The 11,091-nt window shown below is 70.8% G+C and carries 11 protein-coding genes; 4 read left to right on the top strand and 7 right to left on the bottom strand.

The features are described 5' to 3' along the window. Positions 1 to 74 precede the first annotated feature (74 nt). The 5 genes from kdpC to BOQ63_RS14825 all read right to left on the bottom strand — a co-directional run bounded on the left by kdpC (position 75) and on the right by BOQ63_RS14825 (position 6,006). Positions 75 to 692 carry a K(+)-transporting ATPase subunit C gene (gene kdpC, locus BOQ63_RS14845; RefSeq protein ID WP_030291235.1) on the bottom strand — a complete coding sequence of 206 codons (618 nt, stop codon included), beginning with the start codon at positions 690 to 692 and terminating at the stop codon, positions 75 to 77. Between the two features lie 13 nt (positions 693 to 705). After that, positions 706 to 2,799 (bottom strand): potassium-transporting ATPase subunit KdpB, encoded by a 2,094-nt coding sequence (gene kdpB, locus BOQ63_RS14840; protein ID WP_150475912.1) that lies wholly within the window; start codon positions 2,797 to 2,799, stop codon positions 706 to 708. Continuing rightward, entirely contained in the window at positions 2,799 to 4,460 is a 1,662-nt protein-coding gene (gene kdpA, locus BOQ63_RS14835) for a potassium-transporting ATPase subunit KdpA (RefSeq protein WP_150475911.1), read from the bottom strand. The genes kdpB and kdpA overlap by 1 nt, the downstream gene beginning before the upstream one ends. Before the next feature lie 2 nt (positions 4,461 to 4,462). Beyond that, complete coding sequence (kdpF, locus tag BOQ63_RS14830; RefSeq protein WP_037830997.1) at positions 4,463 to 4,552, bottom strand: K(+)-transporting ATPase subunit F; 90 nt, start codon at positions 4,550 to 4,552, stop codon at positions 4,463 to 4,465. A 326-nt stretch (positions 4,553 to 4,878) separates the two neighbouring features. Next, a complete protein-coding gene (locus BOQ63_RS14825) occupies positions 4,879 to 6,006 on the bottom strand; it encodes a universal stress protein (RefSeq protein WP_072654417.1) in 1,128 nt (375 codons plus the stop codon). A 156-nt stretch (positions 6,007 to 6,162) separates the two neighbouring features. Between BOQ63_RS14825 and BOQ63_RS14820 the strand changes: the two genes are divergently transcribed. Next, entirely contained in the window at positions 6,163 to 6,363 is a 201-nt protein-coding gene (locus tag BOQ63_RS14820) for a hypothetical protein (RefSeq protein ID WP_030289152.1), read from the top strand. 28 nt (positions 6,364 to 6,391) lie between these two features. Here the strand turns inward: BOQ63_RS14820 and BOQ63_RS14815 are convergent, their stop codons facing one another. Beyond that, positions 6,392 to 6,982, bottom strand: a complete 591-nt coding sequence (locus BOQ63_RS14815) for a cation:proton antiporter (RefSeq protein WP_223886237.1) — start codon at positions 6,980 to 6,982, stop codon at positions 6,392 to 6,394. Next, entirely contained in the window at positions 6,883 to 7,284 is a 402-nt protein-coding gene (locus BOQ63_RS14810; protein ID WP_223885940.1) for a cation:proton antiporter domain-containing protein, read from the bottom strand. Before BOQ63_RS14810 ends, BOQ63_RS14815 begins: the two co-directional genes overlap by 100 nt. Before the next feature lie 120 nt (positions 7,285 to 7,404). Here BOQ63_RS14810 and BOQ63_RS14805 point away from each other — a divergent pair, with 120 nt between their 5' ends. From BOQ63_RS14805 to asnB, 3 genes are all read left to right on the top strand, one after another. Beyond that, positions 7,405 to 7,665, top strand: coding sequence for a hypothetical protein (locus BOQ63_RS14805; RefSeq protein ID WP_143174726.1), 261 nt, complete (start codon positions 7,405 to 7,407; stop codon positions 7,663 to 7,665). 158 nt (positions 7,666 to 7,823) lie between these two features. Beyond that, positions 7,824 to 9,185, top strand: coding sequence for an MFS transporter (locus BOQ63_RS14800; RefSeq protein ID WP_223885939.1), 1,362 nt, complete (start codon positions 7,824 to 7,826; stop codon positions 9,183 to 9,185). Between the two features lie 41 nt (positions 9,186 to 9,226). Further along, the gene (asnB, locus tag BOQ63_RS14795; RefSeq protein ID WP_072654415.1) at positions 9,227 to 11,059 is read left to right on the top strand and encodes an asparagine synthase (glutamine-hydrolyzing); all 1,833 of its coding nucleotides are present in this window, start codon (positions 9,227 to 9,229) and stop codon (positions 11,057 to 11,059) included. The last annotated feature ends 32 nt before the right edge of the window (positions 11,060 to 11,091 follow it).

Genomic DNA, 11,091 nt, shown 5'->3' with positions numbered 1-11,091 from the left:
GCGGGCGACCGACCCGGGCACGCAGGTGGTCCTGCGCACTCGGGCCGGTCGGGATCCTCAGGTCGCCGCGGCGATCACTTCGTCTCGTTCACGGCCTTGTTGAGGAGGACGACGTTGACGCCCTCCTGGCCGAGGAAGCCGAGCGAGCGGCCCTCGGTGTACTTGTCGATGAGCTGGTTCAGCGTGTCGGCCGGGATGTTCCGTTCCCGGGCGACCCGGTTGACCTGCTCCTTGGCGTAGGCGACCGAGATGTGCGGGTCGAGGCCGGAGCCGGAGGCGGTCAGCGCGTCGGCCGGGACGCTCGCCGGGTCGACGCCGTCGAAGGCGGCGACGGCGGCGCGGCGGTCGTTGACGGCCTTGAGCAGGTCCTCGCTGTTCGGGCCGAGGTTGGAGGCGCCCGAGTTGTCGCCGGCGTAGTTGTTGGCGGAGGGCCGGGGCTGGAACCACTTCGGGTCCGGCACCGGGTCCTCCTTCGGGTCGTCCGGGTTCTTCTTCGGCAGGTTGTAGTTCTGGCCGAGCAGGCTGGAACCGACATCCTTGCCGTCGGCCTTCACGATCGAGCCGTTGGCCTTGTCGCTGAAGGCGACCTGGCTGATGCCGGTGATCAGCAGCGGGTAGGCGATGCCGCACAGGACGGTCATCACCAGCAGCGCCCGCAGCGCGGTGAGGTGGGTGCGCACGATGGTGGGCATGGTTCTCGTTCTCTCAGCTCAGACCGGGGATGAACTGGACGATCAGGTCGATCAGCTTGATGCCGACGAACGGCACCACCAGACCGCCGACGCCGTAGACCCCGATGTTCCGGGCCAGCAGGGAACTGGCGTCGGACGGGCGGTACTTCACGCCGCGCAGGGCGAGCGGGATCAGGCCGATGATGACCAGGGCGTTGAAGATGATCGCCGAGGTGATCGCGGACTGGGGGCTGTGCAGGCCCATGATGTTCAGGTGCTTCAGGCCCGGGTAGACCCCGGCGAACATCGCGGGGATGATCGCGAAGTACTTGGCCACGTCGTTCGAGATCGAGAACGTGGTCAGCGCGCCACGGGTGATCAGCAGCTGCTTGCCGATCTCGACGATCTCGATCAGCTTGGTCGGGTTGGAGTCCAGGTCGACCATGTTGCCGGCCTCCTTGGCCGCCATGGTCCCGGTGTTCATCGCGACGCCGACGTCGGCCTGGGCGAGCGCGGGGGCGTCGTTGGTGCCGTCGCCGGTCATCGCGACCAGCTTGCCGCCCTCCTGCTCCTTCCTGATCAGGGCCATCTTGTCCTCGGGCGTGGCCTCGGCGAGGAAGTCGTCCACACCGGCCTCCTCCGCGATCGCCTTGGCGGTCAGCGGGTTGTCGCCCGTGATCATGATGGTCTTGATGCCCATCCGGCGCAGCTCGTCGAACCGCTCGCGCATGCCCTCCTTCACCACGTCCTTCAGGTAGATCACCCCGAGGACGCGAGGAGCCTCGTCGCCGTTCTTCGCGGCCACCACCAGCGGCGTACCGCCGGCGGCGGAGATGCCGTCCACCAGCTGTGCCACGTCCGGCCCGACCGAACCGCCGTTGTCGGTCACCCAGTTGGCGACCGAGCCGGCCGCGCCCTTGCGGACCTGCACGCCGTCCACGTCCACGCCCGACATGCGGGTCTGGGCCGTGAACGGGACCCAGGTCGCGTGGGCAAGCTCGCCCTGTGCGCGGGCCCGCAGGCCGTACTCGGTCTTGGCGAGGACGACGATCGAGCGGCCCTCCGGCGTCTCGTCGGCGAGCGAGGACAGCTGCGCGGCGTCCGCCAGCTCGCCGATCTCGACACCTTCGGCGGGCAGGAACTCGGCGGCCTGGCGGTTGCCCAGGGTGATGGTGCCGGTCTTGTCGAGCAGCAGGGTGTTGACGTCGCCGGCGGCCTCGACGGCGCGCCCGGACATCGCCAGCACGTTGCGCTGCACCAGGCGGTCCATGCCCGCGATGCCGATCGCGGACAGCAGCGCGCCGATGGTGGTCGGGATGAGCGCCACGATCAGCGCGACCAGCACGACCATCGACTGCGGGGCACCCGCGAACGTCGCCATCGGCTGCAGGGTCACGACCGCGACCAGGAAGACGATGGTCAGCGAGGCCAGCAGGATGTTCAGTGCGATCTCGTTCGGCGTCTTCTGCCGGGCGGCGCCCTCGACCAGGGCGATCATCCGGTCGATGAACGACTTGCCGGGCTCCGAGGCGATCTTCACCACGATCCGGTCGGACAGCACCTTGGTGCCGCCGGTGACGGCGCTGCGGTCACCGCCGGACTCGCGGATGACCGGCGCGGACTCGCCGGTGATCGCCGACTCGTCGACGCTCGCGACGCCCTCGACGACGTCGCCGTCGCCGGGGATGATCTGGCCGGCCTCGACCACGACGTGGTCACCCAGTTGCAGGGCGGTGCCCGGGACCTCCTCCTCGTCCTGGGTGGCGGGCCAGTTGGTGAGGCGACGCGCGACGCTCTCGGTCTTGGTCTTGCGCAGGGTGTCGGCCTGGGCCTTGCCGCGGCCCTCGGCGACGGCCTCGGCCAGGTTGGCGAAGACCGTGGTCAGCCAGAGCCACACGGTGATCGACCAGGCGAACACGGACGGGCTCGCGATCGCGGAGATCGTGGTGACGACCGAGCCGACCTCGACCACGAACATGACCGGGTTCTTGACCATCACCCGGGGGTCGAGCTTCTTCACCGCGTCGGGGAGCGACGTGAGGATGAGCTTGGGGTCGAGAAGGCCGCTCTGGACTCGGTGCGGGGCCGTGCTGTGGTCGACCGGTGCGGGGTTGTGGGTGGTGGACATCAGTGGAGACCTTCTGCGAGCGGCCCGAGGGCCAGGGCCGGGAAGTAGGTGAGGCCGACGACGATCAGCACGACACCGGACAGCAGCCCGACGAACAGCGGCTTGTGGGTGGGCAGGGTGCCCGGAGTGGCCGGGACCGGCTGCTGCTGAGCGAGCGAACCGGCCAGCGCCAGGACGAACACCATCGGCAGGAACCGGCCGAGCACCATGCACAGGCCCAGCGCGGTGTCGTACCAGTCGGTGTTCACGGTGATACCGGCGAACGCCGAACCGTTGTTGTTGCTCGCGGAGGTGAACGCGTACAGCACCTCGGAGAAGCCGTGCGCCCCGCTGTTGAGCATCCCGGCCCGCTCGCCCGGCAGGGCCATCGCCACACCCGTGCCGACCAGCACCAGAGCAGGGGTCGTCAGGATGTAGAGGGAGGCGAACTTCATCTCCCGGCCGCCGAGCTTCTTGCCCAGGTACTCCGGCGTGCGCCCGACCATCAGACCGGCGACGAACACCGCCACGACGGCGAGGATCAGCATGCCGTACAGGCCAGAGCCCACACCGCCGGGCGCGATCTCGCCCAGCATCATGTTGAAGATCGTGATCCCGCCGCCGAACGGTGTGAACGAGTCGTGGAAGGAGTTCACCGCACCGGTCGACGTCAGCGTCGTCGAGGCGGCGAACAGCGTGGACGCGGCGATGCCGAACCGCTGCTCCTTGCCCTCCATCGCGCCGCCGGCGGCCTGCAGGGCGGTGCCGTGGTGCTGCGCCTCGGCGAGGGTCAGCAGGGCGACGGAGGCGACCCAGAAGATCGCCATGACGGAGACGAGCGCGTAGCCCTGGCGGTTGTCGCCGACCATCTTGCCGAAGGTGCGCGGCAGGGCGAACGGGATCACCAGGAGCAGGAAGATCTCCAGCCCGTTGGTGAAGCCGGTCGGGTTCTCGAACGGGTGGGAGGAGTTGGCGTTGAAGAAGCCGCCGCCGTTGGTGCCGAGCTCCTTGATGACCTCCTGGGAGGCCACCGGGCCGCCCGGGATCTTCTGTACGTCGCCCGCGAGCGAGGTGACCTCGTGGAAGCCGTGGAAGTTCTGGACCACGCCGTTGGCCACCAGGACGAGCGCGAGCACGATCGAGAGCGGCAGCAGCAGGCGCAGCGTGATCCGGGTGAGGTCGACCCAGAAGTTGCCGACCCGGTCGGTCTTGTTCCGCATGAACCCGCGGATCAGCGTGGCCATGACGGCGATGCCGACGGCGGCGGAGACGAAGTTCTGCACCGCGAGGCCCGCCATCTGCACCAGGTGGCCCATCGCGGACTCGCCGCTGTAGGACTGCCAGTTGGTGTTGGTGACGAACGAGATGGCGGTGTTCCAGGCCTGGTGTGCCTCCATCTCCGGCACACCCAGGCTCAGCAGCAGGTGCGTCTGGAGACGGATCAGGGCGTAGAGGAAGAGGACGGAGACGGCCGAGAAGGCCAGCACCGAGCGCAGGTACACCGGCCAGCGCTGGTCGGCGTCACCGTCGACGCCGATCAGCTTGTAGACGCCGCGCTCGACTCTGAGGTGCTTGGCGGTGGTGAGGAGCTTGGCGATGTAGTCGCCGAGGGGGCGGTAGCACAGGGCCAGTGCGCCGACGAGGGCGAGGGCCTGAAGCCAACCAGCAGCAGTGGAGCTCATGATCAGAACTTCTCCGGGAAGATCAGCGCGACGACGAGGTAGCCGACGAGTGCGACGGCGACGATCAGGCCTGCGAGGTTCTCGGCGCTCACAGCTTCTCGACCCCCTTCGCGATCAGGGCGATGACGGCGAACACGGCAACCGTGAGGCCGACGAACACGAGATCGAGCATGGGTTCCACCTGGTGGGGGATGTGGGGGACGCCGCAGGCACTGCCCGGAGACGTGTGCGGCACCGGCGGACGAACCGGCAGAGGGCAGCAAACCAGCCGTATGGAACGCGTCATCGTTCCCTGACGCGTTCCATACGGGTGAATCCGAACTTTGATGCGGCTTTGACGGCGGCGTCACGCGCACGAGACCAGCGGTTGTCCGAAACGTTTCCTGCCGGTGGCCCGTCTCGGCCGGAAAGGTCGTGGTCAACGCTTTTCGCGAGACCGGCGGCTGGGCAGGAACCGGCCATGGGCGGCTTCGGAGTGGGTGACGACGTAGACGTCGATGTCGTCGCCGGAGCCTTCGATGATGGTCTCGCCGGTGCCGCGGCCGAAGAGGTTTTTGAGGCGGCTACGGCGGGTGGCGCCGATGACGATCTGGGTGGCGTTGACCTGCCGGGCGAAGGCCAGCACCGCCTGTGCCGGGTCGTCTCCGTTCACCGCCTGCCAGCTGCCGCCGAGGCTCTCCACGAGGGCGCGCTGGCTGGCCAGCAGTTGCGGGGACGCGCCGGCCAGTCCATCGTCGTGGGCGACGTGGACGGCCAGGAACTCGCCGCCCGCGCCGCGGGAGGCGGTGCGCTTGGCCCGCCGGATGAGGGTGTCTCCTTCGGGACCGCCGGACAGCGCGACCAGGACGCGTTCCCGCGTGCCCCATGGCTGCTGGATGCCGTGGTCGTGGCGGTAGCGCAGCAGGGCCTCGTCGACACGGTCGGCCGCCCAGAGCAGGGCGAGCTCCCGCAGGGCGGTCAGGTTGCCGGCCCGGAAGAAGTTCGCGAGGGCCGCGTCGATCCTCTCGGGCGGGTAGACGTTGCCGTGCGCCATCCGCCTGCGCAGGGCCTCGGCGGACATGTCGACCAGCTCGATCTGGTCGGCGCGGCGCACTACGTCGTCCGGGATCGTCTCGCGCTGCCGGATGCCGGTGATCTGCTCCACCACATCGTTCAGCGACTCCAGGTGCTGGATGTTGACCGTGGAGATGACGTCGATCCCGGACTCCAGCAGCTCCTCGACGTCCTGCCAGCGCTTCTCGTGCCGGCATCCCGGGACGTTGGTGTGCGCCAGCTCGTCGACCAGGGCCACCCGGGGGCGGCGGGCCAGCACGGCGTCCAGGTCCATCTCGGTGAAGGTGCAGCCCCGGTAGGTCATGGTCCGGCGGGCCACGGTCTCCAAGCCCTCGGCCATCCGGCGGGTCAGCGGGCGGCCGTAGTCCTCCATGAAGGCGACGACCACGTCCGTCCCTCGCGAGGCACGGCGCTGCCCCTCGGCGAGCATGTCGTACGTCTTGCCGACCCCGGGAGCGGCCCCGAGGTAGACCCGCAACCGGCCGCGAGGCATGTGGTCCTCCCTCTGATCGCGCCTCCGTCTTCCATCGTCGCCCCGCCGGGCGGCCGGGCTCTCCTGCCGCGGTGACCGCAAGGATCGCGTTAATGCGCTGCCCTGCGGGTCGCGCCCGGCCCGCGCACTGCCTACACCGGAACCCGGAGGTGTGCGATGCGCCGGTACGTGATGAGAGGCCCGGTCTCCCTGCTCGCGGCGATGGTGATCCCGCTCGCGCTGAGTGCGATGCTGCTGCCGTTGCGCGGGCACCTGGCCAACACCAACGTGGCCCTGCTGCTGCTGGTGGCGGTGACGCTCGCCGACCAGGCCGGTGCCGCGTTGGAGTCGTCCACCCGTCCGGCGAAGGCGGCCTGATCCGGAGCTTGATCACAGCCCCGGATGGTCAGCGGGTGCCGAGGGCGGCTTCCTCGCGGTCGAGGTCGTGCTGGAGGCGACGGCGGGTGGTGTCGCTGATGCGGTGCTCGTCGTAGAGGCAGTGCAGTTCGGTGCTCTGGACGGCGATGACCTCGTGGCGCAGCTGGCGGTAGGCGGCGCCCGCGGTGGTGCCCTCCGGGGTCTCGGGGGTGTGGTCGAGGCGGGCGGCGAGACCGCGGCGGACGCGGTCGACGGCAGTGTCGGGCATGACCTCCAGGGTGGCGAGGTGGTCGACGTGGTCGAGGGCGGCGCGGTTGAGGGCGTCGCGGGCGTCGTTCTCCTCGCGGGCGGTGTGTTCGGGTTCCAGGGACAGGCCAGAGCGGTTGACCACGGCGGCGAGGGTCAGGCCTTGGACGACGAGGGTGAAGACGACGACCGAGGTGGTCAGGACGAGGATGAGGGGACGTCCGGCGAGGATGCTGCCGTCGTCGGCCGTGAGGGGGACGGAGAGAGCGGCGGTCAGCGGCATGACGCCGCGGGTGCCGGCCCAGGTGACCACCCCGGCGACCCGCCAGGAGAGCCTGCCGCAGGTGGGCTTGACCGCGCGGGTGAGGGGCAGCGTCCAGCCACGGCGGCGGCGGAGGCGAAGACCAGGCCGAAGGACAGGATCGTCACCGGTCGCCACACCGTGCGCAGGTCGCGCAGGGACAGTTCCTCGGCGGAGGCGTAGAGCAGGGGCGGCAGGACGACCAGAGCGATGGCCTGAGGCGGAATGTGCAGGGCGGGCACGCCCGGGATCATCGCGATCCCGAGGCCGGCCAGCACCAGCAGGGACGGGGCGGGCACACGCAAACGCCCGGCGAAAGTGGCCACGGTGGTGGCCAGGACGACCAGGAGCAGGATGATCCCCACGGCGTGCATCAGCGGCAGACTCCATCACAAAGAGCGGGGCGCCGCCGCCCTGTCGCCGCAGTCGTCCCCCGAGCCGACCAGACTTCCCGGCACACCTGAGGCGGTCATTTTATCGGGATGTTAGCGGGGGTGTCAGTCAGGGAGTCGGGGCTGCCGACTCCCGCCGCCGCCGACCTCGGCATCGCTATGGGCTCCGGCACCGACGCCGCGATCGGCGCGGCCAGGCTCACCCTGGTGCGCGGTGACATCGACTCCCTGGTCAGCAGCAGGGACCAGCCCACCGGGACGCACCGGGCCGACCGGGCCGCCCCTTCGGTCTCCCTGCCGCTGCCAGCCAGCGCCGGTCCGAGTGGCGCGGTTCCCGGCACGGCGCCGTCCCCATGTTCGTAAAAGAATCACGCAACTGTTCGGAACTTCCCGGGGTTCCGGTCCGACTCGTGTGCCGGGCGCCGTTGCCGACGGCGCCCGGCACACGAGGAAGGACAGGGCATGCGGCTCAACGAACGCTCGTCGCGCCGGTTCGGACCCGCCGTCAAGGGGGTCGCCCAGTGAGCGCGCCGACGGCACAGCAGGTGCCGCAGGTGGCGGACCGGTGGAGCCTGGTCGCGGTTGCCGGGATGCTGTCGTTCGTGGCGATGCTCGACATGAACATCGTGAACATCGCGCTCGCCGACGTCGCCGACGGCTTCCACATATCCGCGCAGACCGCCCAGTGGGCCGTGCTGGGCTACCAGCTCCCGCTGGTGGCGCTGCTGCTTCCCGCCGGCCGCTGGCTGGACGCCGTCGGCACCCGGCCGGCCGTACTGACGGCCGTCGCCGGGTTCGCGCTGGGCAGCGTCGCCGCCGCGGCGGCGCCCTGGGCCGGTGCGCTGATCGCGGCACGGGTCGTCCAGGGTGCCTTCGGCGCCGTGCTGTTCGTCCTGATGCCGGTGCTGGCGATGCGCTCGGTCCGGCCGCAGCTGCGGGCGCGGGCGATGAGCGTGCCCGCGACGCTGGGCCCGCTCGGCGCCGTCACCGGCCCGGCCCTGGGCGGGCTGCTGCTCGACCACTTCGGCTGGCGGGCCATATTCCTCGTCAAGCTCCCGGTCTGCCTGGCCGCCTGGCTGCTCGCCCGCCGCCACGTCCCGGCCGGGGGTGTCCTGCGCGCACCGGGCCGGGCGGAGCTCGCGGACGCGGGCCTGATCGGGGGTTCCGTCGCCGCGGTGCTGCTGGGGCTCACCCTGTCGGCCGACTCGGTCGCCTGGCTGCTGCTGGCGGCACCCGCTCTCCCGCTGGTCCTGTGGTGGCTGCGCCGGGGCGGAGGGCGCCCGGTCCTGGCCGTCCTGCGGGAGAACCGTACGGCGGGGCTCAACACCGCGGTCCTGGCCGTCGCGGCGGCCTTCGCGGTGGTGCACTATCTGCTCGCCCTGCACCTGCAGCGCGACGAGGCCGAGAGCGCCACCGCCACCGGCCTGACCATTCTGTGCTTTCCCCTCGCCATGGGGATCGGCGGTCCGCTCGGCGGCCGGCTGGCCGACCGCTTCGGCGCCCGGTCCACCGCTACCGCCGGGGTCGCGCTCACCGCGTCCGGCTTCCTGCTGCTGGTGCCGCTCGGCGACTCCTGGAGCCTGCCGGACGTCGCCTGGCGACTGGCCCTGGCCGGGGCCGGGATGGGCCTGTACGGCGGGCCTACCCAGACCCTGGTGATGAGCGCCGCGACCCCGGCGACGACGGCCACCGCGAGCTCCACCGTCCAGCTGGCCCGCAGCCTCGGCTTCACCCTCGGCCCGGCCCTCGCCACGGCCTCCTGGAGCCTGGGCGGACCCGGTGCGGCCGGTCTGCACACCGGCATCGGACTCGCGGCGGCCGGCGCCTGCCTCGCCGTCGTCCTCCTGGCGTCACACGGCCGCCTCGCGGCCCGTACAGCCTGAAACCCCCTACTTCCAACCCAGTTCACGACAGGAGCACACGCATGTGCGGAATCACCGGCTGGGTGTCCTTTCACCAGGACGTCCGCCACACGGCCCCCGTCATCGAGGCGATGACCGCCACCATGGCCCTGCGCGGCCCCGACGCCGGCGGCGTCTGGCTCGGTGGCCACGCCGCGCTCGGCCACCGCCGCCTCTCGGTGATCGACCTTGCCGGCGGCACCCAGCCCATGACCGACCGCCCGGACCATCCGCAGGTGGTGCTCACCTACAGCGGCGAGGTCTACAACCACCACCGGCTTCGCGCCGAACTGCGCGGCAGAGGGCACCACTTCGTCACCCGTAGCGACACCGAGGTGGTGCTGCGCGCCTACCTGGAGTGGGGCGACGCCCTAGTCGACCAGCTGGAAGGCATGTACGCCTTCGCCATCTGGGACGAACGCCAGCAGCGGCTCCTCCTGGTGCGCGACCGGCTCGGCGTCAAGCCGCTGTTCTGGACGACAGTCGACGGCGGCCTGGTGTTCGGCTCCGAACCCAAGGCGCTGTTCGCCCACCCCGAAGTCACCCCCACCGTCGACGCCGACGGTCTGCGCGAGGCCTACAGCCTGCTCTTCAACACCGGCCCCACCGTATGGGCCGGCGTGCGCGAGGTGGAACCCGGCGCGCTGCTCGTCCTCGACCGCGACGGCGTCCGGGAGCGCCGCTACTGGGAACTGACCGCCCGCCCGCACACCGACGACCTCGCCACCACCACCGACCGGGTCCGCTCCCTGGTCAATCGCGCCGCGCGCACCCAGCTGGAGGCGGACGTCCCACTGTGCAGCCTGCTCTCCGGCGGCCTCGACTCCACCGTCGTCACCGCCCTGATCGCCGACGAACTGCGCCTTCGCGAAGGCGCACAGGCCAAACTGCGCTCCTACGCCGTCGACTACAGCGACCAGGCCGAACAGTTCACCGGCGACGTGCTGCGCACCGGCCACGACACCCCGTACGCCGCCGAGGCAGGCACCTTCATCGGCACCGAACACTCCACCGTCGTCCTCGACCCGCGCGCGCTGCTCGACCTGGAGAACCGGCGGGCCGTCGTGGTCGCCCGGGACTCGCCGATCGGTGTCGGCGACATGGACACCTCGCTCTACCTGCTGTTCGGCGAGATCCGCAAGCACTCCACGGTCGCGCTCTCCGGTGAGGCCGCGGACGAGGTGTTCGGCGGCTACCCCTGGTTCCACACCCCCGAGGCGCTCGCCGCGCGGGCCTTCCCCTGGCTGCTCGTCACCGGCGACGACGCCGCCATGCCGCTCAACCCCGACCTCGCCGCCCACCTGCGCATCCGCGAGTTCCGCGAGGACACCTACCGCAGCTCCCTCGCCGCCGTCCCGCACCTGGACGGCGAGAGCCCGGCCGAGCACCGCCAGCGCGAGATGCAACACCTCTCGCTCACCCGCTGGCTGCGCCAACTCCTGCACCGCAAAGACCGGCTCAGCATGGCCCAGGGCCTGGAGGTCCGCGTCCCCTACTGCGACCACCGCCTCGTCGAGTACGCCTTCAACACCCCCTGGGCGATGAAGAACCACGACGGCCGGGAGAAGAGCCTGCTGCGCGACACCGGCCAGGGCATCGCCCCGGACTCGGTGCTGTGGCGGCCGAAGAACCACTACCCGGCCACCCACCACGCCGACTACAACGCCGGCCTCCAGCGGCTCGCCCGGGAGGCGCTGGACGCGCCCTACGTACGCGACATCGCCGACGAGACGGTCATCAAGGCCACCCTCGACACCCCCGCCGACCAGCTGGCATGGGGTCACCGCCTGCGCCTGGAGCGGGTCGTCGACCTCGCGCTCTGGCTCGACCACCACCGCCCCGCCCTCTCCCTCTGAACCCCTCTCCACCGCACCACCCCTACCGGAGG

Source organism: Streptomyces viridifaciens (assembly GCF_001888885.2).
In the GTDB taxonomy this organism is placed as follows: domain Bacteria; phylum Actinomycetota; class Actinomycetes; order Streptomycetales; family Streptomycetaceae; genus Kitasatospora; species Kitasatospora aureofaciens.
The sequence above is the reverse complement of the archived record's forward strand: the minus strand, read 5'-3'. Positions and strand labels throughout refer to the sequence as shown.

Bases quoted from the DNA above. Each gene is read 5' to 3' on its own strand.
- kdpC (WP_030291235.1), bottom strand. From the start codon at position 692: ATGCCCACCATCGTGCGCACCCACCTCACCGCGCTGCGGGCGCTGCTG.
- BOQ63_RS14810 (WP_223885940.1), bottom strand. From the start codon at position 7,284: ATGCACGCCGTGGGGATCATCCTGCTCCTGGTCGTCCTGGCCACCACC.
- BOQ63_RS14825 (WP_072654417.1), bottom strand. From the start codon at position 6,006: ATGCCTCGCGGCCGGTTGCGGGTCTACCTCGGGGCCGCTCCCGGGGTC.
- asnB (WP_072654415.1), top strand. From the start codon at position 9,227: ATGTGCGGAATCACCGGCTGGGTGTCCTTTCACCAGGACGTCCGCCAC.
- BOQ63_RS14820 (WP_030289152.1), top strand. From the start codon at position 6,163: ATGCGCCGGTACGTGATGAGAGGCCCGGTCTCCCTGCTCGCGGCGATG.
- kdpB (WP_150475912.1), bottom strand. From the start codon at position 2,799: ATGTCCACCACCCACAACCCCGCACCGGTCGACCACAGCACGGCCCCG.
- kdpA (WP_150475911.1), bottom strand. From the start codon at position 4,460: ATGAGCTCCACTGCTGCTGGTTGGCTTCAGGCCCTCGCCCTCGTCGGC.